22 protein-coding genes are annotated in these 21,775 nt (G+C 70.4%); 5 read left to right on the top strand and 17 right to left on the bottom strand.

The window, feature by feature from the left end; all coding sequences use genetic code 11:
- Positions 1-2: 2 nt before the first annotated feature.
- From BA022_RS07970 to BA022_RS07910, 13 genes are all read right to left on the bottom strand, one after another.
- The gene (locus BA022_RS07970; protein WP_088887109.1) at positions 3-1,340 is read right to left on the bottom strand and encodes a TAXI family TRAP transporter solute-binding subunit; all 1,338 of its coding nucleotides are present in this window, start codon (positions 1,338-1,340) and stop codon (positions 3-5) included.
- A gap of 2 nt (positions 1,341-1,342) precedes the next feature.
- Positions 1,343-2,356 (bottom strand): P1 family peptidase, encoded by a 1,014-nt coding sequence (locus BA022_RS07965; RefSeq protein ID WP_088887108.1) that lies wholly within the window; start codon positions 2,354-2,356, stop codon positions 1,343-1,345.
- Between the two features lie 55 nt (positions 2,357-2,411).
- A complete protein-coding gene (locus BA022_RS07960) occupies positions 2,412-4,622 on the bottom strand; it encodes a copper-transporting P-type ATPase (RefSeq protein ID WP_088887107.1) in 2,211 nt (736 codons plus the stop codon).
- Positions 4,623-4,677: 55 nt separating this feature from the next.
- A complete protein-coding gene (locus tag BA022_RS07955) occupies positions 4,678-5,085 on the bottom strand; it encodes a copper-binding protein (RefSeq protein WP_088887106.1) in 408 nt (135 codons plus the stop codon).
- Entirely contained in the window at positions 5,085-5,546 is a 462-nt protein-coding gene (locus BA022_RS07950; protein WP_172209192.1) for a DUF411 domain-containing protein, read from the bottom strand. Before BA022_RS07950 ends, BA022_RS07955 begins: the two co-directional genes overlap by 1 nt.
- Positions 5,547-5,613: 67 nt before the next feature.
- Positions 5,614-6,096: a cupredoxin domain-containing protein gene (locus BA022_RS07945; RefSeq protein WP_088887105.1), complete on the bottom strand. Its 483-nt coding sequence runs from the start codon at positions 6,094-6,096 to the stop codon at positions 5,614-5,616.
- Positions 6,097-6,112: 16 nt separating this feature from the next.
- On the bottom strand, positions 6,113-7,501 hold the full coding sequence (locus tag BA022_RS07940; protein ID WP_088887104.1) for a multicopper oxidase family protein: 1,389 nt from the start codon (positions 7,499-7,501) through the stop codon (positions 6,113-6,115).
- A gap of 1 nt (position 7,502) precedes the next feature.
- The gene (locus BA022_RS07935) at positions 7,503-8,936 is read right to left on the bottom strand and encodes a TolC family protein (protein WP_088887103.1); all 1,434 of its coding nucleotides are present in this window, start codon (positions 8,934-8,936) and stop codon (positions 7,503-7,505) included.
- Positions 8,933-9,280 (bottom strand): hypothetical protein, encoded by a 348-nt coding sequence (locus BA022_RS07930; RefSeq protein ID WP_088887102.1) that lies wholly within the window; start codon positions 9,278-9,280, stop codon positions 8,933-8,935. Before BA022_RS07930 ends, BA022_RS07935 begins: the two co-directional genes overlap by 4 nt.
- Before the next feature lie 103 nt (positions 9,281-9,383).
- Positions 9,384-9,785, bottom strand: coding sequence for a hypothetical protein (locus tag BA022_RS07925; protein WP_088887101.1), 402 nt, complete (start codon positions 9,783-9,785; stop codon positions 9,384-9,386).
- A 75-nt stretch (positions 9,786-9,860) separates the two neighbouring features.
- On the bottom strand, positions 9,861-10,487 hold the full coding sequence (locus tag BA022_RS07920; protein WP_011805791.1) for a YitT family protein: 627 nt from the start codon (positions 10,485-10,487) through the stop codon (positions 9,861-9,863).
- A gap of 147 nt (positions 10,488-10,634) precedes the next feature.
- Complete coding sequence (locus BA022_RS07915) at positions 10,635-11,054, bottom strand: DUF3703 domain-containing protein (protein WP_088887100.1); 420 nt, start codon at positions 11,052-11,054, stop codon at positions 10,635-10,637.
- Positions 11,051-13,072: a heavy metal translocating P-type ATPase gene (locus tag BA022_RS07910; protein ID WP_088887099.1), complete on the bottom strand. Its 2,022-nt coding sequence runs from the start codon at positions 13,070-13,072 to the stop codon at positions 11,051-11,053. The genes BA022_RS07915 and BA022_RS07910 overlap by 4 nt, the downstream gene beginning before the upstream one ends.
- Before the next feature lie 40 nt (positions 13,073-13,112).
- Between BA022_RS07910 and BA022_RS07905 the strand changes: the two genes are divergently transcribed.
- From BA022_RS07905 to BA022_RS07890, 4 genes are all read left to right on the top strand, one after another.
- Positions 13,113-13,571 carry a MerR family transcriptional regulator gene (locus tag BA022_RS07905; protein WP_088887098.1) on the top strand — a complete coding sequence of 153 codons (459 nt, stop codon included), beginning with the start codon at positions 13,113-13,115 and terminating at the stop codon, positions 13,569-13,571.
- A gap of 109 nt (positions 13,572-13,680) precedes the next feature.
- Positions 13,681-14,490: an MlaE family ABC transporter permease gene (locus tag BA022_RS07900; RefSeq protein ID WP_011805787.1), complete on the top strand. Its 810-nt coding sequence runs from the start codon at positions 13,681-13,683 to the stop codon at positions 14,488-14,490.
- Between the two features lie 15 nt (positions 14,491-14,505).
- Entirely contained in the window at positions 14,506-15,516 is a 1,011-nt protein-coding gene (locus BA022_RS07895) for an MlaD family protein (protein WP_088887097.1), read from the top strand.
- Entirely contained in the window at positions 15,513-16,193 is a 681-nt protein-coding gene (locus tag BA022_RS07890; protein ID WP_088887096.1) for a hypothetical protein, read from the top strand. The genes BA022_RS07895 and BA022_RS07890 overlap by 4 nt, the downstream gene beginning before the upstream one ends.
- A gap of 67 nt (positions 16,194-16,260) precedes the next feature.
- Here BA022_RS07890 and BA022_RS19305 read toward each other — a convergent pair whose 3' ends face one another.
- The 4 genes from BA022_RS19305 to BA022_RS07875 all read right to left on the bottom strand — a co-directional run bounded on the left by BA022_RS19305 (position 16,261) and on the right by BA022_RS07875 (position 20,816).
- Entirely contained in the window at positions 16,261-16,434 is a 174-nt protein-coding gene (locus BA022_RS19305; RefSeq protein WP_011805784.1) for a hypothetical protein, read from the bottom strand.
- A gap of 177 nt (positions 16,435-16,611) precedes the next feature.
- Positions 16,612-18,129, bottom strand: a complete 1,518-nt coding sequence (locus tag BA022_RS07885) for an NAD(P)H-hydrate dehydratase (RefSeq protein WP_088888559.1) — start codon at positions 18,127-18,129, stop codon at positions 16,612-16,614.
- Positions 18,130-18,170: 41 nt separating this feature from the next.
- Positions 18,171-19,418 carry an FAD-dependent oxidoreductase gene (locus tag BA022_RS07880; protein WP_088887095.1) on the bottom strand — a complete coding sequence of 416 codons (1,248 nt, stop codon included), beginning with the start codon at positions 19,416-19,418 and terminating at the stop codon, positions 18,171-18,173.
- A gap of 51 nt (positions 19,419-19,469) precedes the next feature.
- The gene (locus BA022_RS07875) at positions 19,470-20,816 is read right to left on the bottom strand and encodes an amidase (protein WP_088887094.1); all 1,347 of its coding nucleotides are present in this window, start codon (positions 20,814-20,816) and stop codon (positions 19,470-19,472) included.
- A 200-nt stretch (positions 20,817-21,016) separates the two neighbouring features.
- On the opposite strand from BA022_RS07875, the gene rpsB reads away from it, so the two are divergent.
- Positions 21,017-21,769, top strand: a complete 753-nt coding sequence (gene rpsB / locus BA022_RS07870) for a 30S ribosomal protein S2 (protein ID WP_015912864.1) — start codon at positions 21,017-21,019, stop codon at positions 21,767-21,769.
- Positions 21,770-21,775: the final 6 nt, after the last annotated feature.

The raw sequence follows: 21,775 nt of genomic DNA, 5'->3' as shown, positions 1-21,775 counted from the left end.
GTTCAGCCTGCCGCGCGTGGCAGGCGCCGGCGCACCAGTTGGATGTGGTTGCGCAGGGCGTAGAGCTCGTCGGCATAGGACAGTGGCACGCTCACTTTTTCCACCTGCGCCTCCATGCGGTCCAGCCGTTCGCGCAGCGCGTCGGGGGTGGCCTCTCCTCGTTCCATGTCGTCTTCGATGTCGCGCAGATGCCCATACCAGCGGAACACGCGCGAGCGCACGCGGAACTGGTACAGCGGCGGCACCACGCGCGACAGCGGCAGCATGACCGCAATCAAGATACCCAATACCAGCCACATGCGCTCGATGAGGTTGGCGATCCAGAATGGCAGATAGCGCTGCATCAGCGGCGCCGGCTCGTTGATGGCGCGCTCGCCCTCCTTGGCAATGGGCAGTTCCGCGTGCCGGGTGCTGGGGAATTCGCGCGCACGGTTGAACCAGCCCGCATTGCCATGGATGCCCTGCGCGCTCTGGGCAAATAATTGCAGCAGGGCAGGGTGGGTACCTTCACGCGCCAGCAGGGATGTGGTGGATGCCACCAACCGTACATCGCGCGGAGGTACGTTGGCCGCCAGGTCCACCACGCCGCGTGGCAGCACTACCGGCGTGAGGAACGGAAAACGGCGGCTGTAGGCCTCGTTCTGCGGGAAGTGCATGAGCTGCACGCCGGGCGTTTGCAGCAGCATCTGCACCATCAATGACTCGGGGGCGGAGGCGAACACCAGGGCGTCCAGCCGCCCCGCCAGGAACGCCACCGTGGCGGGCGTCTGCTCCAGACGCGTGAGCGTCAGGGCATCCAGCGGAATGTGGTTGGCGTCCAGCAGGCGCTCCATGAGCGTTGGTACGCCGCTGCCGGGCGAGCCGACGTTCACGCGCAGCCCGCGCAGCTGATGCAGCCCCTCCAGCCGGGCCGATCGGTGGATGCGGCGCGCCACATCGCCGCGGTAGAACAGCCAAATGGGCTCCACGAAGAGGCTACCCAGCGAGACCAGCTCATCACTGTCCTCGGGACGCAACTCACCCGTGCCACCTTGCACGAAGGCGAGGTCGGCGTGGCCATCGCGCAGCAGCTGCAGGTTGGATGACGAGCCATCGCTGGGCAGCAAGACCACGTTGATCCCGCTTGCCGCCAGTGCGTCGCGATAGCGCTGGCCGAAGGCCTCGTAGGCGCTCTGCGCGGGGCCGGTGGCCAGCGTCACCGTGCGCGGCGGCGTGGGGTTGAGCCACCAATAGGCCAGGAGCACCAGGCCCGCGCCCAGTAGCGCCAGCGGCCCGGCAGACACCAACAGGTCGCGCAGCGACAGCAGCGCCGTGCGCAGGCGGCGTGACATCTGTCCCATGGTTAGCTCCCGGCAGCCAGATCGGCATGGCACGGAAGTGCCAGGCCATCGGCCGTGCGCAGGGTGCGCGCGGCGAGCACGGCGCGCACGGTGGCGCGGGCCACCGCCTCGGCCGCCATCGTGGCCAACACCATCATGCCGGGGTGGTGCGGCACGTGACCCGTCGACAGCGTGAACAGCGTGTCTCCGTCGCTCATGGTGTGCACGGGGTTGATGCTGCGGGCCAGGCCGTCATGGCCGGCGACGGCCAGTCGCTGAGCCTGAACCTTGGTCAGCCGCGCGTCGGTGGCAATCACGCCGATCGTGGTGTTGCTGCCGGCCAGCAGGGGATGAGGGGGCTCGCCGCGCAGCAGCGCGTGCCGTGTATCGCGCAGCGTCAGTCCGTCGGCAGCGCGGGCGCCTGCCAGTGGGCGCCCGGTGTCCGGGTCGACCACGTCGCCCACGGCGTTGCAGGCAATGAGCGCACCCACCGTGACGCCCGCGACGGTGACCGAGGCTGTGCCTACGCCGCCCTTCATGGCGTGCTGCAGGCCGAACATCTTGCCCACCACGGCGCCAGCGCCGGCGCCTACGTTGCCCTCGGCTGGCGGCTTGTGTGTGGCGGCGGCGCAGGCCGCATAGCCGGCCGCCGCATCGGGACGCACCTTCATGTCGCCCACGTGCAGGTCGAACAGCACGGCCGCTGGCACCAGTGGCAGGCGCCCCACGCCCACGTCCAGCCCTACGCCGTGCTCCTCCAGCCAGCGCACGGCCCCCGTGGCGGCCTCCAGCCCCCAGGCGCTGCCACCCGCCAGCATGATGGCGTGCACCTGCTCCACCAGGTTGCCCGGGGCCAGCAGGTCGGTCTCGCGCGTGCCGGGGGCGGCGCCGCGCACATCCACGCCTGCCACGGCACCCTCGCGCGCAATCACCACGCTGCAGCCGGTGGGGCGGCGTGGGTCGGTGAAGTGGCCGACCTCGATGCCGGCAACGTCGGTGATGGCGCCGCAGGCGCTGTGCAGGGAGCAAGCTTGCATGGGCGCCGATTATGGTGCCGCGCCGGCACCTGTCCCCGCGTCTTGCGGGGTGCTCTCAAAGCCGTGCGCGGCGCAGCCGCAGGGCATTCGTGATCACCGAGGCCGAGCTCAGGCTCATGGCCAGCGCCGCGATCATCGGCGACAGCAGCCAGCCCGTGAATGGGTAGAGCAGCCCGGCGGCCAGCGGCACGCCCAGCGCGTTGTAGACGAAGGCAAAGCCCAGGTTTTGGCGCATGTTGGTCACCGTGGCCTGCGACAGCGCGCGCGCCGTGGCGATGCCGCGCAGGTCGCCCTTGACCAGGGTGAGCTGGGCGCTGTTCATGGCCACGTCCGTCCCGGTTCCCATGGCGATGCCCACGTCGGCGCGCGCCAGTGCCGGTGCGTCGTTGATGCCGTCGCCGGCCATGGCCACGGTGCGTCCCTCGGCCTGCAGGCGTTCGACCAGGGCCAGCTTATCGGCGGGCAATACCTCGCCGTGCACCTCGTCGATGCCCAGGCGCCGTCCCACGGCACCTGCCGTGGTCAGCCCGTCGCCGGTGGCCATGATGATGCGCAGGCCGGCCGCATGCAGGGCGGCCAGCGCGTCGGGCGTGCTGGCCTTGATGGGGTCGGAGACAGCCAGCAGGCCCGCCAGTTGCCCATCCACGGCCAGGAACATCACACTGGCGCCTTCGCCGCGCAATGCCTCGGCGGTCTGCGCCAGCGGTCCCGTATTCACGTTGGACTGCTGCATCAGCACCGTGTTACCCAGCGCCAAGGTGCGGCCCGCGATCCGGCCGCGCACGCCGATGCCCGAGGCCGAGTCGAACTGCTCGGCCGCGTCCAGCGCCAGCCCCTGCTGGCGTGCCGCAGCGACGATGGCCGCCGCTAGCGGATGCTCGCTGCCCTGGTCCAGGCTGGCGGCCAGGCGCAGCACCTCTGCCTCGCGCCAGCCGGGCGCGGCCACGGTGCGCTCAAAGCGTGGCCGGCCCTCGGTCAGGGTGCCGGTCTTGTCGACGATCAACGTGTCCAGGCGGCACATATGCTCGATGGCGGCCGCATCGCGGAACAGCACGCCCTGCGTGGCGCCGCGCCCCGTGGCCACCATGATGGACATCGGCGTAGCCAGGCCCAGCGCGCAGGGGCAGGCGATGATGAGAACCGCCACAGCGTTGATCAGGCCGTAGACCCACCTGGGCTCGGGCCCGAACAGTCCCCAGCCCAGCAGCGTGAGCACAGACACGCCGACCACGGCCAGTACGAACCAGCCCGCAACGCGGTCGGCCATGCGCTGCATGGGCGCGCGCGACCGCTGGGCCTGCGCCACCAGTTGCACGATCTGCGACAGCATCGTGGCCGCACCCACGAGTTCGGAGCGCATGACCAGCGCCCCGCTGGTGTTGAGCGTGGCGCCGATCAGCTTGTCGCCCGTGCGCTTGCTCACTGGCAGCGGCTCGCCCGTGAGCATGGACTCGTCCACGGCGCTGCTGCCTTCGACGACCACGCCGTCCACCGGCACCTTCTCGCCGGGACGCACGCGCAGCAGGTCGCCCACATGCACGTGGGCTAGCGGCACGTCTTCCTCGCCGCCATCGGCGGCGATGCGGCGCGCGGTCTTTGGTGCCAGGCCCAGCAGCGACTGGATGGCGGCCGAGGTCTGCGAGCGCGCCTTGAGCTCCAGCATCTGGCCCAGCAACGTCAGCGAAATGATGACCGCGGCCGCCTCGAAGTACACGCCCACGCGGCCCATGGACTGGAATGAGGCCGGGAACACGCCCGGCGCCACGGTGGCCACCACGCTGTAGAGGAAGGCCGCGCCCGTGCCCAGACTGATCAGAGTCCACATGTTGGGGCTGCGCTGCACCACGGATTGCCAACCGCGCACGAAGAACGGTGCGCCGGCCCACAGCACGATGGGCAGCGTCAGCACCAGCTCTACCCCGCTTTGCGTGGCCATGCCGACCCAACCCAGCCGGTGCCCGGCCATGGCCAGCGTGGTGACGACCATGGTGAGCGGCAGCGTCCACCAGAAGCGGCGCGAGAAGTCGCGCAGTTCGGGGTTGTCATCGGCTGCGTCCAGGCTGGGCAGTACCGGCTCCAGCGCCATGCCGCACTTGGGGCAGTGGCCGGGGCCGCTCTGTCGCACCTGCGGGTGCATGGGGCAGGTGTAGACCGTGTCGGCGGTTGGTGGGGCGGGTGGAGCGGCCGATGGCCGGGGCACGTGGGGGCTGTGGTGTAGGTGCTGCCCGTGTGGGGCAGCTGCGGGCGGCGTGCTGTGGGAATGCATGAGGGCTCCTTGGTGCGGCAAGGGGCCGGGCAACTGCCGCCCGGTCCGTGGGGCGTCAGCGCAATGGTTCGATATGGGTGACGACGAATACGCCCTTCACCCGTTCGGCCCGAAAGCGCACCTTGTCGCCGGGCTTGAAGGTGGCCGCCTGTGCCGGGTCGCGCAACGTGAACACCATGGTCATGGGCGGCATGGCAAGGTTCTTGAGCTCGCCGTGGCGCAGCGTGATCTTGCCGCTGCGTGCATCCCAACGCGTGACTTCACCCTCGCTGAGATCCTGCGTGCTGTCGCCGGACGCGGCGGGCGTTTCGGTGTGATGGGCGTCGTGGTCCGAGCCCTGGGCATGTACCCAGCTGCCGGGCAGGCCCAGCAGTGCCAGAGCGGCCACGGGTGCGAGGGCGATGCGCGGCGCGCGCGCAGGCAGGGTGTGCGATGGCATGGCGTGGCCTTTCATGGTGTGCATCAACGGTAGCTGGTGAATACGCGCGTGGAGACGTCGCTGTTCATCAGGTTCTTGGTGACCAGCAGCACGTCGTACGGGTCCTTGCGGCCGTTGTACTCGGGCCCGTCCATGCCGGGGCTGCCCACCGGCATACCCGGGACGGTGAGGCCCAGGGCCTTGGGTTTGTCCTTGAGCAGCTTGCGCACGTCGGCAGCGGGCACATGGCCTTCGAGCAGGTAGCCGCCCACCAGCGCGGTGTGGCATGAGCCCAGGCGCGTGGGCAGGCCGAGCTTGGCGCGTACGGCGGCGTTGCCCGTTTCGTGCACGGTGACCGTGAAGCCGTTGGCCTGCATGTGGGTCACCCAATCCTTGCAGCAGCCGCAGTTGGGGTCTTTCCAGACCTCCACGGCAGTCTGCGGGGCGGCGGCACGGGCCAGGGCGGGCAGGGCAGCGCCGGCCAAGCCGGCGGCGAGGGCCGTCATCCATTGGCGGCGGGTGGGTTGCGTGATTCGCATGGTGGACTCCTGATGATGCGGGTGGTGGTGTTGTTCAGGGCGTGACGGTGAAGGTGCCGCGCATGCCTGCTTCGTAGTGGCCGGGGATCAGGCAGGCGAAGTCGAAGCGGCCGGGCCGGTTGAAGTGCCAGACCAGATCTTCCTTGGCGCGCGGGGCCACGTGGGCCATGTGGGGTTCGGCATGCTCCATGTCGGGGTACTGGCGCATCATGGCCGCATGCTGGTCCAGCGTGCCCTGTGTGCCCAGCACCACCTCATGCATGACCTGGCCCTGGTTCTCCACGCGCAGGCGCACGGTCTCGCCCTGTTTGACGGTGAAGTGCGACGGGGTAAAGCGCATGTCGTCCGTCATGTGCAAGGTGATGGTGCGCTTTGCGCCCTTGGCCTCTCCCGCAATCCCCCATTCCTGCTGCTGCGGGGCGACGGCAGGGTGGCTGTTGTGCATGTTCTCATGACCAAAACTGGCTGTAGCGCCCGCCAATAAAGCGCAAGCAGCTATGAATTTGATAGATTTCATGGGTTTCTCCGAGAGTTCAATGGTGTTCGTGGCTAGCGCCCGGTTTGCGCACGCTGGGGGCGCCGGGGACCCGGCCGGGCGGGGTCTGGCGCGGGGCTGTGGCGTCCAAGGGCGCACCGGCCCATTCGTGCGCCACCGTGCCCGCCGGGTGCTGGTACCAGCCCGGGTCGCGCCAGTCCTGGGCGGCCAGGCCCTGGCGGACCTTCAAGGTCGTGAACATGCCGCCCATCTCCAGCGGGCCGAAGGGGCCGGTGCCGGTCATCATGGGATAGGTGTTGTCGGGCAGCGGCATTTCCATCGCGCCCATGTCGGCCATGCCGCGCTCGCCCATGACCATGTAGTCGGGAATGATCTTCTGGATCTTCCCGACCAGGCCGCGATGGTCCACGCCGATCATGGTGGGCACGCCGTGGCCCATGGCGCCCATGGTGTGGTGGCTCTTGTGGCAATGCAGCGCCCAGTCGCCGGGCTCGTCGGCGATGAACTCCAGCTGCCGCATCTGGCCCACGGCCACGTCGGTGGTCACCTCGGGCCAGCGCGCGGCCTTCGGGGTCGGCCCGCCGTCGGTGCCCGTGATCTCGAACTCATGCCCATGGATGTGGATGGGGTGGTTGGTCATGGTCAGGTTGCCCACGCGGATGCGCACGCGGTCGCCCTGTCGTGCCACCAGCGGGTCGATGGCGGGGAACACCCGGCTGTTGAAGGTCCAGATGTTGAAGTCGGTCATGGTGTTGACCTTGGGCGTGAGGCTGCCCGGCTCCACGTCGTAAGCGCTGAGCAGGAAGGCGTAGTCACGTTGCACCTCCGCGATCAGGGGGTGGCGCGCCTTCGGGTGCGTGATCCACAGGCCCATCATGCCCATGGCCAGCTGCACCATTTCGTCCGCATGCGGGTGGTACATGAAGGTGCCGGGGCGGCGCGCCGTGAACTCGTACACAAAGGTCTTGCCCGCGGGGATGTGCGGCTGGGTAAGCCCGGCCACGCCGTCCATGCCGCTCGGCAAGCGCTGGCCGTGCCAGTGCACGCTGGTGTGCTCGGGAAGGCGGTTGGTGACGAAGATGCGCACGCGGTCGCCTTCCACCACCTCGATGGTCGGGCCCGGGCTCTGGCCGTTGTAGCCCCACATGTTGACCATGAAGCCGGGCGCTACCTCGCGCACTACCGGCTCGGCCACCAGGTGGAATTCTTTGACGCCGGCGTTCATGCGCCATGGCAGCGTCCAGCCGTTGAGCGTGACCACGGGCTGGTAGGGCCGGCCGCTGGACGGGGTTAGCGGCGCGGCCGTGTCGGCAGAGGATTGCGAGGGCGCCTCGGGCAGTGCGGCCAAGGCCACGCGGCTCACCGATGCGGCGGAGGCGGCGACCACGGCCGTGGCGGCGCCGGAGAAGAAATGGCGGCGCTGCATGTCAGTGGCCTTCCGAAGGGGCGTTGGGGGTGGTGGGAGCGGACGGCAGGCCGGTGGGCGCGCCGGGCGATGTGCCCGTGAGAGCCAGTTGCAGGTCGGTCTGGGCGAGCCAGAAGTCGCGCTGCGCCTCGGTGGCGGCGGCCACGGCCTGGCTGGCGCGGCGCGCCTCGGCCAGCAGCTCCCACACGCTGATGAACATGCCGTTGTAGCGCAGCACGGCCTCGTCCTGCATGAAGCGCGCCAGTGGTAGCGCCTCGGCCTGCTGCTGGTGCGCCAGGTCCCAGGCGGTGCGGTAGCGCAGCCAGTGGCTGCGTGCCTCGCTGCGCGCGCGGATGGCGGCATCCTGCAGTTGCGCGGCGCTGTGCTGCAACTCGGCCCGCGCGCGGCCCGTGGCAGCTCCGCCCCAGTCGAACAGCGGCAGAGGCAGCTCTACCTCCCAGCCGCGTGTGGTCTCGCGGTGGCCGGAGGCGCGCTCGGTCGCAGTGTTGCGGCTGTAGCTCAGGCCGATGTCGCCGAACACGGATCCAACACCGGCCCAGCCGCTGCGGTCGGCGGTGGTGTCCAGGTCGCGGCGCAGCGCGCGCAGGTCCAGCCGCTCGCGCAGGGCCGTGGCTTCGGCGTCGTCGCCGCTGCGCAGTGCATCCGCCGCGGGCAAGGCGGGTAGCGCATCGGGCAGCGTGAAGTCGGCCTGCGCACCCCACAGCCCCATCAGCCGCGCCAGCTGCTCGCGCTCCAGCGCGGCATTCAGCCGCGCGCGGGCCAGCTGTGCTGCCGCGTCCTGTGTGATGGCGATTTCGCGTGCCTGTTGCAGCCGGCTGAAGTTGCCCACGCGCGCCATGCGCCGCGCCAGCTCGCCGCCGGCCTCGGCCGCCTCGTGCATGCGTTCGCGCGCCGCCAGCACCTGCCGGGCGGCCACGGCGCGCAGCCAGGCGCGGCGTGTGTCCGCGGCCAGGCGCAGCACGTCCTGTGCGGCGGCCAGCGTGGCCTGCTCCATCTGCCAGCCTTGCCAACGCGTGCGCCAGGGCAGGGTGATCACGTTGACCAGGCTGAAGCCGAGCTGGCGCTCGATCTCGCGCTCATGCCCGCTGGTGAATCGCCCCAGCGTCAGCGTGGGGTTGAACAGGGTCAGCGCCTGTGCGCGCTGCGCATCCTGCGCGGCCAGATTGGCCAGGCGGGCCTGCAGCGCGGGGCTGTTCAAGAGCGCCACGCGCACGGCGGTGTCCGCATCCACGGGAAGGCGCAGCCATTCGGTGATCTGGGCCTGCGCGTCGCTGCGGCTTTGCGCATCGGGCGCGGGCAGTTGCGCGCCGTCGGGCAGGCGGGGCCGGACATGGCTTTGCACGTCGCCGCGCAGCCCATCGGGGGCGACGCTGGCGCAGCCGGCCAACACCAGTGCAGCGGCCAGCGCAGCCAGGGCGAGCGGAGGGCGCCTCATGGCCGGCCTCCGTGGTGGTGTTTCGGGGTGGGCATGGCATGGCTGGGCGGCGCGGCGCGTGCCTGCTCGGCTTCCCAGCGCACGATGTCGGAGTGGCCACCGGGAAAGGCGCCCACGGCGGTGTTGGCGGCCTTCCAGCCGATGTCGGCCTCGGGCACGTCGCCGCTGGGGGGCAGGGGCTGGTGGTGCAAGGGCAGACTGGGGGCCTGTGCCGAGTCGGCGGTGGCGGTCTGCGATGGGGCGGCAGGAACATTGTCAACCTGCGCCCAGGTCGGCGGTGCGATGCCGGCCAGGGCCGCCAGGGCCATCATGGCCGCAGGGCTGGTGGGGTGCGCGAAGCGCATGGGAGTCTCCCGTCAAACATGACACAACCGCGTCCGCGACACTCGGCTGCGGCCCCGTTGGGGGACATGCAGCCGATTGCGGACGCACTTCGGGCGTCAGTGCTCAGGAGATGGGTGGCTTGATGGCTTGCGCAGCCGTGGCGCTGGCAAAGTGGGTGCCATGGTGCGGTTGCAACGTGCTGTCGTGCCGTCCATGGAAGGGGGGCGCCCAGACCGGCGCGTAGAAGGCCGAATGGCAGGCGCCGCAGGCCGAACAGCCGGCTGGGTGTTCCGCGTGGACCGCCCCGCCGGTATCGCAGCAGTGCGGCTGTGCTGATGCGCTGGCATGGTCGCCGTCATGACCACCGTGGTCATGCGTGTCGCTTGCCATAGCGTGGTGGGTAGCAGCTGCCGCGATGGTTGGCTGCGCGGGCGTGGCCGGTGCAACGCCCATGGCCATGGCGTCGCCCAGCAGGCCCCGCAGGACCAGCAGCAGACCCAGGATCATGGCAACGGCGTGGCGCATGCAGCGAATGATACCGGCGCGGTGCAGGAAGTTCCCGCCAGAGCGAGCGCGCGGCGATGGCCCGGCCGCGTGCCGTCAGACCGCCATGTAGCGCCCTGGCCGGTGGTTCATGGCCAGCACCAGGTTGAGCGCCACGGCGCCGATGACCGACCACAGCACGCGCAGCGGCTCCACTGTGACCAGCGCCGCCAGCACGATGCAGCAGTCCACGGCCATCTGCACCTTGCCGGCGCGCCAGCCGAAGCGGTCCTGCAGGTACAGCGCCATGATGCCCACGCCCCCCAGGCTGCAGCGGTGGCGGAACAGCACCAAAAAGCCCATACCCATGATCAGCCCGCCGGTGATGGCCGCATACAGCGGCTGCAGTTCGCTGATCTGCAGGAACTGCGACTGCAGCTCCGACAGCACCGACAGCAGCGCCACGGCCGCGAAGGTCTTGAGCGTGAAGGCCAGGCCCAGCTTGCGCAACGCCAGCCAGTAGAACGGCAGGTTGAGCGCGAAGAACAGCTTGCCGAAGCCGATGCCCGTGGCGTAGTGCAGCACGAAGGCCAGCCCCGCCATGCCGCCGGTGAGCAGCCCGGCGCTGGCGAGGAAGGCCACGCCCACGGAGATCAGCGTCACGCCCACGCCAATCGCCACGGCGTCTTCGGTGCGGGTGTGCGGGACCATGGCGGGAGCGGCGTTGGCGGTGGTGGTGGACATGGGCGGGATCGGCAGTCGCCGTGGTGACCGGCGGGGGCGCGATTGCACCACGGCATCGGTCGGTGTGTCTTGCGCTGGGTCAAATTTCCGGGTCTGGGTGGTGTAATGCTCCTAAAAGATGAGCTGTGTGCGCTTGTCAGGCGGGCGCTAGAGGTCGATTGGACTCATCTCTTGCGCACCCGGCGTGCCGGGGGGCTGGGTGGCCTGCATGGCTTCGGTGATGCATGCGCGCACGGCCACGCTGGGCACCATGGGCCGCAGCGCGGGCACGCTGGCACGGCCGATGTTGCCCTGCGGCAGCCGGCGCACCAGGTGGCCCACCAGCGTGAGGCCCAGCCGCGCCCATTGGCCCCGAGCCTCCGGCGCGTCGCCCAACTGGCGCGCAAAGCGCAGCATCTGCCAGTGCGCGCGCCAGTGCAGGCCCAGGCGGTTCTGGCCCACCACATGGGCGGCCTCCAGGTAGCGCCAACGCTGTTCCGCGGGCGCGTCCACGCTGGTGCGCCAGCGCTGCAGCAGGTAGTCGTAGGCGGCGCGCTGGCGGCTTTGTGGTGATTGGGTCATGGTCATGCGGCCTCCTTCGCCGCGATAGAGGCGCCGCGGCGCAGGCGCAGCCCGTTGGCCACCACCAGCAGGCTCACGCCCATGTCGGCTGCCACGGCCATCCACATGCTGGCCATGCCCAGCAGCGCCAGGGTGAAGAACGCGGCCTTGATGCCCAGTGCCAGGGTGATGTTCTGCCACAGCACGGCGTGTGCGCGGCGTGCCAGCCGCACGGTGTCGGGAATGCGGCGCAGGTCGTCGTTCATGAGCACCACGTCGGCCGTCTCCATGGCCATGCCGGTGCTGTGTGCGCCGCCCATGGCGAAGCCCACGTCGGCCTGGGCCAGCGCGGGCGCATCGTTGATGCCGTCGCCCGCCATGGCGGTGGGGCCGCGCGTGCGCTGCAGCGCGGCCAGGGTGTCGAGCTTGTCCTGCGGCAGCAGGCCGCCGAGCGCGTCCTGCGCGTCGGTAATGCCCGCCTCGGCCGCGATGGCCTGTGCGGTGGCCGGGTTGTCGCCGCTCAACACCACCGGGTGCACGCCCAGCGCGCGCAGTTCGGCGATGGCCTGGCGCGCGTGGCCGCGCAGCGGGTCGGCCACGGCGAACAGCGCGCGCACGGCTTGCGCGTCGGCCTGCAAGGTGACGGTGCGGCCCTGCTGCTCCTGTTGGGCCAGGGCGTCTTCGAGCGCAGCGTCGGCCAGGCCTTGTTCGCGCATCAGGCGCAGGTTGCCAAGCCACCAGCGCTGGCCGCCCACCTCGGCCTGCACGCCGCGACCGGGCAGGGCCTGCAAGTTCTGCACGCCGTTGTGGGGGGCCGCGGGCAGGCCGGCGGCGATGGCGCGCGAGACGGGGTGCTCAGACCGGCTGGCCAGCTGCCAAGCCACATCTGCCACGGCGTCGGCATCGGCGCCGTTCAGGGCACGCCACTGCACCAGGGCGGGGCTGCCGGTGGTCAGCGTGCCGGTCTTGTCCAGCGCCACCACGCGCAGGCCGCGCGCGGCCTCCAGCGCGCTGCCGCCCTTGATGAGGATGCCGCGCCGCGCGGCGGCCGTGAGCGCGCTGACCACCGTGACCGGCGTGGAGATGACCAGCGCGCAGGGGCAGGCGATGACCAGCAGCGCCAGCGCCTGGTAGGTGGACTGCGTCCAGGTCCAGCCCATCAGCGGGGGGGCCAGCAGCGCCAGCAGCACGGCCAGTGCAAACACGACGGGTGTGTAGATGGCGGCAAAGCGGTCCACGAAGCGCTGGATGGGGGCCTTGCTGGCCTGCGCCTGCTCCACCGCGCGCACGATGCGCGCAATCAGCGTGTCGCCGGGCGGGGTGTTCACCTGCATCAGCAGCTCGCCCTGCTGGTTCACGCTGCCCGCGTACAGCGGGTCGCCGGCGGCCTTGTCGGCCAGTTGGCTCTCGCCGGTGATGGGGGCCTGGTTCACGCTGCTGCTGCCGTGGGTGACGGTGCCGTCCAGCGGCACATGCGCGCCCGGGGCGATGCGCACGGTGGCACCCAGCGGCACCTGGTCCACAGGCAGGCTCAGGGTGCTGCCATTCGGCTGCAGCACGTCGGCCGTGGCGGGCGCCAGTTGCAGCAGCTGGCGTATGGCATGGCGCGCGCGGTCCATGGCGCCGTCCTCGATGCGCTCGGCCGCCACGTACAGCGCCATGACCATCGCTGCCTCGGGCCACTGGCCGATGAGGAAGGCGCCCGTCACCGCCACGGCCATGAGCGCGTGGATGCCCAGGCGCAGGCGCGCAAGGTCTTTGAGGCCCACCCGGTACACGCCCAGGCCCGACAGTGCAATCGCCACCACGGCCAGGGCCATGCCGGCGTAGTCCTGCTGCATCCAGTGCGCCACCTCGGCGCCCGTGGCCAGGGCCAGCGCCGCGGCGATGCGCGGCCAACCGGGCAGGGTGCCGTGGTCGTGGCCGTCGCCCGCCGATGTGCTGCAGGCGCAGCCGCTGCATGCGGATGCAGGCGAAGGAGGCAGGTTTGCCGCGCCCGGGCCATGGGAATGGGACGCGGAATGGGAGGAATGGCTTTGGCTCATGCCATGATTGGAAACCTTGAAGCCACTCCAAGGTCAAGCCATGCTGCGACAAAGCCCCCGCCACCGTATCGGTGATGCCGCCCGGCTCTCGGGCGTGCCACCGGCCAACATCCGCTATTACGAAAAGGAAGGCCTGCTGCCCGCGCAGACCCGCGCGGACAACCGCTACCGCCTCTACAGCGACGAGGAGGTTCACCGCATGCGCTTCGTGCGGCTGTGCCGCGCCATGGACATGTCGCTGCAGGAGGTGCGCGGCCTGCTGGCATTGGACGCCTGCAGTACCACCGACGGCCATGCCGCCTGCGTCACGCTGGACGAGCACCTGGCGCACGTGCGCACGCGCATGGCCGAGCTGGCGACGCTGGAGCAGGAACTGCTGTCGCTGCGCAGCCGTTGCGACGGCACGGGAAGGCAGTGCCACGTGATCGAGGCGTTGCACGCACGCGCCGATGCCGATCCCGTGCCGCCCGCAGGGCCGGCGGCCCGCAGGCATGTATGAGGCCCATGGCACAGGTTGCTATGGTGTTAATAGCTGCTAGCGCTTGCTGCACAAGCGCTAGCGGCCAATTTGTTACTTATCGAATGCAGCCTTCGCCTATGATCCGCGCATGAACGCCAGCCTGCACCCTTCCATCGTGCCCCGGCGCCTGTGGGCCCAGGCGCGGCGTTGGGCCGTGGCGTGGTGGCGCATCATCTACCTGGGCGCCGTGGTCATGGTGCTGATGCTCTCGCCGTCCAGCTACGGCCGCGCCACGCGCTGGCGGCTGGCGCGCCACATGTACCAGGACACCGCGCCCATCCTGCTGGGCTTCACGGTGCTGGCGGCACTCATCAGTCTGGTCATCACGCGCATCGTGGTCGTGACGGCGCTCAGCTACGGCCTGTCGCGCTATGCGCTGGAGATGGTGATCCGCGTACTGGTGCTGGAGCTGATCCCACTGACCGCCGCGCTGTTCGTGGCGATGCGCGCCACCATCCCCAACGGCACGCAGTTGGCGCTGATGCGCCAGTCGGGCCACCTTCAGGCCTTGCGCCAGCGCGGCGCCGACCCCGTGCGCATGGAGCTGCTGCCGCGCGTGGTGGCCGGCGTGTATGCCAGCATCACGCTGGCGGCGCTGTCGTGCGTGGTGGCGCTGGTGATGGCCTACCTGGGCGTGTACGGGCTCAACACGGCGGGGCTGCCGGTGTACACGCGCATGTTCGGCCATGTGTTCGCGCCGCAGATCACGCTGGTGTTCGTGCTCAAGACCGTGTTCTTCAGCCTGGCCGTGGCGCTGATTCCCATGGCTTCGGGGCTCTACGAGAGCGGCGACGCACGCCAGGCCCAGCAGCCCGACTCGGAGCTGGGCGGCTTGGCGCGCATGTTCGCCGTGCTGCTGCTCATCGAGGTGATCTCGCTGATGGGCAATTACTACTGATTTCATGGCCACGCGATGACCGATCCGCAACGTCCCCAACCCCCGCTGTCCGAACCGCCCGCGAACGCGCCCGTCGAGCTGCTGCGGCCCGTGGCCCATCTGGAGCGCAAGGCCGCGGCGCTGCTGCTGTTCACGCTGGTGCTCGTGCTGGGTGCCGGCCTGTACCTGCTGTACGCGCGCGGCGCGTTCGAGCCCACGCAGCGGCTGGTGCTCACGGCCGAAGATTCCGAGGGCGTGGTCGTGGGCATGGACATGACGTTCTCGGGCTTTCCCATCGGCCGGGTGCGGCGCATCGAACTGGCCGAGACCGGCAACGTGCGCATCCTCATCGACGTGGCCCAGCGCGACGCGCACTGGCTGCGCACCTCCAGCGTGTTCACCCTGGTCAGCGGGCTGGTGGGCGGCACCACCATCAAGGCCTACAGCGGCATGCTGGCCGACCCGCCGCTGGAGGACGGCGCCGAGCGACCCGTGCTGCGCGGCGACGCCACGGCGGAGATTCCGCAGCTCATGTCATCGGCACGCCAGCTGCTGGACAACCTGAACGCCATGACCGGCGCAGAGTCCGCCCTGGGCGGCGCCATGGCCCAGATGCGTACGCTCACCGAGCGGCTCAACGCGCCTGGCGGCGCCCTGGGCGTGCTCATGGGCAACGAGGCGGACGCGAAGAAGATCCTCACCACGCTGGAGCGCACCAACCAGTTGCTCGCACGCATCGACGGCATGGCCGCCAAGGCGGACAGACAGGTCTTCGGTGCGGGGAGCGACCCCGGGCTGGTGCCCGAGGTGCGGGCCGCCGTGGTGCAGCTCAACGGTTTGCTGGCCGACGCGCGCCAGAGCCTCACCAAGGTGGACGCCGTGCTGGCCGAGGCCCAGGCCGTGGGCGCCAACGCGCGCGAGGCCACGACCGACCTGGGCGCATTGCGCGCCGAGGTGGAAGGCAGCCTGCGCAAGGTGGATGCGCTGGTGAACGAGATCAACCGCAAGTGGCCCTTTGCCCGCGAAACGGAGCTGAAACTGCCATGACCTCCCTGCAGCTTCTCTTGTGGCGGGGCTTGGCACCCGCGCTGGCCGTGTTGCTGTCGGCCTGCGCCGGCAAGGCGCCGGTGCCCGACTGGCAGATGAATGCCCACGGCGCGGCCGAGCGGGCGACCGAGGCCTACCTGTCCGGCAACACCCGCGTGGCCGACCAGGAATGGACCCGCGCACGCGCCGAGGTGGCACGCACCGGCCGGCCCGAGTTGCTGGCGCGCGTGGAGCTGATGCGCTGCGCCGCGCAGGTGGCCAGCCTGCAACTGCAGCCCTGCACGGCTTTCGAGCCGCTGCGCGCCGATGCGGCGCCGCCGGAGCAGGCCTATGCCGACTACCTGGCAGGCCGCGCCACGCCCGCGCAGGCGGCGCTGCTGCCCGAGGCACAACGCGCCGCAGCAGCCAGCCCCCAGTCCATTGCCGGCATTGCCGACCCCTTGGCGCGCCTGGTGGCAGCGGGTGCGGCCGTGCGCGCCGGGCGCGCTACGCCGGAAGTCATGGTGGTGGCCACCGACACCGCCTCGGCGCAGGGCTGGCGCCGCCCGTTGATGGCCTGGCTGCTGCTGCGCGCCGAACGGGCGGGTGCGGCGGGCGATACCGCGTTGGAGGCCGCGCTGCGGCGGCGCGTCGCTGTGGTGGAAAGCGGCGGCGCACCCGCCAGCGCCGTGCCCTGAAGCCCGGCCCGGGCGGCCCGCAAAAAAGCCGCCCGAAGGCGGCTGGAGGGGAGGAGTGAGAGGGAGCTCAGTCGAAGACGCCAGCGGGAACGAGTTGCTCCAGCTGGCTGTGCACCTGCGAGTCGGCCACCTGGGTCGTCTGGTGGGGCACCAGGGTCATGACGCTGGCCGCGAAGGCCAGGACCACGGTGACCACAAAGGCCGCGTAGGCGCGCGATCCGGGGCGGAAATGGCGTTTCATGGCAGTACCTCAGGTGGGTGGAACACACGGTATGCATGCATACCAAGACATGGAGCGATTAAAGCGCTTCAGTCCGCATACCGTCTGTAAGACAAGGTAGATATGCGCAGCTTGGAAACCACCGTTACCGTTGGATGCAATCCCTCCGGCGACTGGGCCGCGCGGCGCGCTGCGTGGTCAGCCTGCGTTCAGGGAGTGTGCGAGCGCTCCCGCGGTGAGGGAGCGCCCGGCGGGCCAGCGGTCGGCGGCAACGCCGTGCTCCCAGCAGGCGCGGCCCGCCGCCGCAAATGCCGCACCGGCCTGTGCAGGCTCCGCGGCCAAGCGCGCCCCCACCAGACCGGCCAGCACGTCACCGGTGCCTCCCGTGGCCAGACGCGCATTGCCCGTGGGGTTGATGAGGGGCGTGTGCCCCGGTGCGGCAATCACGCTGCCCGAGCCCTTGAGCAGCACGGTGCAGCCGTACTGATCGGCCAGCGTGCGCGCCGCGGCCAGGCGGTCGGCCTGCACGGCGGCCGTGGTGCCGGCCAGCAGCCGCGCGGCCTCCAGGGGGTGCGGAGTCAGCACGGTGGGGCGGCCCTGCCGGCCACGCTCGCGCAGCAGGTGCTGCAGATGGGGGTCGGCGGCCACGGCGTTCAGCGCGTCCGCGTCCAGCACCAGGCGTGTCGATTGCTGCAGGACGTCTGGCAGCACGGCCGCCACGGCCGCGCCGCCGCCGCAGCCGCACACCACGGTGGCCTGGTCCAGCGCCAGCGCGTCACAACGGCGCAGCATCAGTTCGGGCTGCTGCGGCAGGGCGGGGAGTGCGCCGGCGTCCAGCAGCGCCACCATTACGCGGCCTGCGCCGGCGTGCAACGCCGCGCTGGCGGCTAAAAGGGCTGCACCGGTCATGCCCATGCCGCGCGCCTGCAGGCTTTCGCCGCCGATGACGGCCACGTCGCCGTAGCTGCCCTTGTGGCTGGCATGGGCGCGCACGGCCGAGGCGGGGGGGCCGGCGAGCCAGGCGCAAGGGGTTTCGGTTGATGCCGGCACGCCCAGGTCATCAAACCACACGCTGCCCGCTGCGTCGCGGCCCTGGCCGGTGAACAGGCCTGGCTTGAGCGTGAGCAGGCTCAGCGTGTGGCGCGCCGCCGTGGCACCTGGTTGGGCCGGCGCCAGCCCCGGGATGTACTGGCCTGATTCCGCTACCAGGCCGGAGGGCAGGTCCACGCACAGCGTGGGTGCCGCGCAGGCGTGCATGCGGGCCAGCCATTGCAGCAGCCGCGCGTCGGGCCTGCGGGGGCGCGGATCGGCGCTCAGGCCGATGCCCAGCAGCGCATCCACGCACAGGTCCTGCGGACCGAGAAAGGGCGGCTCAGCCGCGAACGGCACGCCGGCCTCTTGTGCGCGCTGCCAGGACTGGCGCGCGTCGGCAGGCGCCGTCTCGGGCGTTCCCAGCCAGGTCACCACGACCGGGTGGCCGCCGCGGTGCAGCAGCAGGGCGGCCTCCAGCCCATCGCCGCCGTTGTTGCCGCCGCCGCAGGCGAACCAGAAGGTGCGCGCATGTGGAGCCAGCGCGAGCGCCAACCGGGCAGTGGCCTGGCCGGCGCGCTGCATCAGCATGTGGGGCGCGAGGGCAGCGGCGGCGCTGGCCTCCAGGCGGCGCGTGGCCGCAGTGTCGAACAGGGGATGGGGCCGGTCAGGTGCGATGCGCTGCATGCCCGGCATTGTGGCGCCGGGTGGGGGCCGTGCAAAGCGCGCTAGAAGCGCTGCGGCGCAAAGGGCTGCAGGTCAATCGCGGGGGTGCGCTGGGCGATCAGGTCCGCCAGGGCGCGGGCACTGCCACAGGCCTGGGCCCAGCCGCAAGCGCCGTGGCCGGTGTTGATCCACAGGCCGGACACACCGCTCGCGCCGATGGCGGGGGCGCCATCGGTCAGCGTGGGGCGCGCGCCGCGCCAGACCTGCACTTGCGGGGACGAGGTGAGCGCGCCGCCCGGGAACCAGCCCGACAGCGCGAGGTAGAGCGTCTGCAGCGTGGGCGCGTGGTGGCTGCCGTTGCTGTGCCCGATCTCGGCGCCGCCGGACACACGCACGCGCTGACCCTGGCGGGTGATGGTGATGCGGTGCAGCGGATCGATCACCGAGCCCTGGGGTGCATGGCTGTCCTCGCGCACCGGCGCGCTGACGGTGTAGCCATGGACGGCCTCCAGGGGCAGGTGGCGCCCCAGCGGGCGCAGCAGCGCGGCGCTGGCCACGCCGGCGCACAGCACCACGGCGTCGGCCTGACGCGGGGCGGCTTCGCCTACGACGTGGACGCCGGGCGGCGATGCGCTGAGAGCGCGGACATGCGCGCCGAACACGAACTGTGCGCCGCGCTCCTGCGCCGCGTGGCGCAGGATCTGCGCAAACAGCCGGCAGTTGCCGGATTCGCCATCCGGTACATGCACGGCGCCCGCCAGCGGCACGTCGGTGGACAGGCCGGGCTCGATGAGCTGCGCCGTGTCGGCATCCACATCGCGCAGACCCACGCCAGCGTCGCGCAGCACCTTCAGCGCGGGCTGCAGGCGCTCCACATCTTCAGGACGGCGCAGCAGCACCAGAGTGCCGCGGCTGGTTTCCAGGTCCACGTCCAATTGGTGGATCAGTTCGCGCGTGCGTGCCAGGCTGTAGCGGCCCAGACCTTCCAGCGCGGCCAGCCGCGCCGCCGTCTCGGGCCGGCGACCCGCCTGGGACCAGCGCCAGCGCCAGCGCCGGCCTGCCATGCCGGCGCCGCGTACCAGGCGCAGCGTGGCATCGCGGCTCCAAGGCCAGCGGCCGATCGGCCCACCCAGGCCCGGCGCCGCCCACGGCATGAGTAGCGAGGGCGCCAGCAGGCCGGAGCTGCCGAAGCTCGCCTCCTCTGCCGCGGCGCCGCGCTGCTCGACCACGGTGACCTGATGGCCGTCCGCGGCCAGTTCATAAGCAGTGGCCGCGCCGACGATGCCGGCGCCCACGATGATGATGTGCATGAGAATTGAAGCGAAATATGCCTCTAGCGCTCGTAGGATAAGCGCTGGTAGCTATTGTTTTTGTAGTTCTTGTTCGATCAGCAGGCCGATGTTCAGCACCGGGTCGTCGCGCAGTGCGCCGTGCCACACCATCAGGCCCACGGGCAGTTCGCCCGCTTCGTGGCAGGGCAGGGACAGGGCGCAGCCGTCCAGCATGTTGACCACGCTGGTGTTGCGCAGCAGCAATCCGTTGACGCGAAAGAACTCCGCGTCGCGCTCGCTGCCCGGCGCGACCGATGCGATGGGGGGCGCCACGATGGGGACGGTGGGCGAGAGCAGGGCGTCGAAGTCGGCCATGGCGGTCTGCATGCGTGCGATCCAGGCGCGCCGCGCGTGTAGCAGATCGATGTAGTCGGCCGCGGACATGCCAGCACCGCGCTCGATGCGGCTCTTCACGCGCGGATCGTAGGCGTTGCCGTGCTGCGCCAGCAGCGTGCGGTGCCAGGCGTAGCTTTCGGCGGCGGAAAACCCGCCGGTGGCGTTCACATCGGCCAACTGGGCGGTTTCTGCCAGGTCAATCTCGGTGATCTGCGCGCCGGCCGCGCGCAGGCGTGACAGTGTGCGGTCGAAGGCGCGTGCCACGGTGGCGTCCAGTCCGTCCAGGAACAGTGTGGCGGGTACGGCCAGCCGCCAGGCCGACAGCGGTGCGGGGCTGCGCGTGACGCGCCGTGCCGCCAGGATCTCGTGCGCCACCACGGCATCGCGCACCGTGCGGGTGAGTGCGCAGGCCGTGTCCAGCGTGGTGGACAAGGGGACAGCGCCTTCTGTGGGCACGAGGCGCGCGGTGTTCTTGAAACCCACGATGCCGTTCAGCGCGGCCGGGATACGGATCGAGCCGCCCGTATCGGAGCCCAGGCCAATGAAGGCCGCGCCCGTGGCCACCGACACCCCGGCGCCCGACGACGAGCCCCCGCACACCCGCGCAGGGCCGGGCAGCGCGCCGTGGCGGGCGTCGAATGCGGCGGGCGTGCCGAAGTGCGGATTCACACCCACGCCGGAGAAGGCGAACTCCACCATGTGCGTGCGGCCGATGAACGCTGCGCCCGCGCGGCGCAGGCGCGCCACGGCCGGGCTGTCGGCCGGCGCGGGCGGCGCATCCTGCAACACGGTGGAGCCTGCGGCGGTGGTCATGCCCTGGATGTCGAACAGATCCTTGACCGACACGGCCAGGCCTGCCAGCGGCAGACGCTCCACGCCGGGCACGGCGGCTGCTGCGCGGGCCTGGTCGTAGCTGGTCTGGCGGAACACATGGGCGCAGGTGGGCCCTTCGGCGACGGCGATGCAGCGCTCGATTTCATCGCGTGCGCTGCTATGCCCGGCAGCTACGTGGCTGCGGGTGGAGAAGAGGTCAGCCAACATGGGGATATGCTAGAATCTTTGGGTTTTGCTGAGAGCTGCGCCGCCGCCGTGCTGCCAGACACCATGCAGAACTTAATCGCAAACCAGCCCTCTCAAGGTGTTGCCCTCTGCCCTCTCGTGGGACTGCAAGTTCCACGCAAGAGCGATTCAGTTGGCAAGTATTGAGGCTGGATTTTAGACCCAACCTTCGGAGAAACCTCATGTCCGTCACCATGCGTGAAATGCTGGAAGCCGGTGTCCACTTTGGTCACCAAACGCGCTTCTGGAACCCCAAGATGGCCCCCTTCATCTTCGGCCATCGCAACAAGATTCACATCATCAACCTGGAAAAGTCGCTGCCGATGTTCCAGGAGGCGCAGAAGTTCGCCAAGCAGTTGGCTGCCAACCGCGGCACGATCCTGATGGTCGGCACCAAGCGCCAGGCCCGCGAACTGGTGGCCGAGCAGGCCCAGCGCGCTGGCGTGCCCTATGTCGACCAGCGCTGGCTGGGCGGCATGCTGACCAACTTCAAGACCGTCAAGACCTCCATCAAGCGCCTGAAGGACATGAAGGCACAGCAGGAAGCCGGCCTGGAGTCCATGAGCAAGAAGGAGCAGCTGATGTTCTCGCGCGAGCTGGAAAAGCTCGAGAAGGACATCGGGGGCATTCAGGACATGGCTGCGCTGCCCGACGCCATCTTCGTGATCGACGTGGGCTACCACAAGATCGCCGTGTCCGAAGCCAAGAAGCTGGGCATCCCGCTGATCGGTGTGGTGGACTCCAACCACTCGCCCGAGGGTATTGACTACGTGATCCCGGGTAACGACGACTCGGCCAAGGCCGTGGCTCTGTACGCTCGCGGCATCGCCGACGCTATCCTTGACGGCCGTGCCAACGCCGTGACGGAAGTGGCCAAGGCTGTGGCTGCTGAAGGCTCCGACGAATTCGTGGAAGTGGACGAGAACGCCGCCTAAGTCAAG

It is taken from the genome of Diaphorobacter nitroreducens, from assembly GCF_002214645.1.
Lineage (GTDB): Bacteria > Pseudomonadota > Gammaproteobacteria > Burkholderiales > Burkholderiaceae_C > Diaphorobacter > Diaphorobacter nitroreducens.
This window is presented reverse-complemented; position numbering and strand designations above follow the sequence as displayed.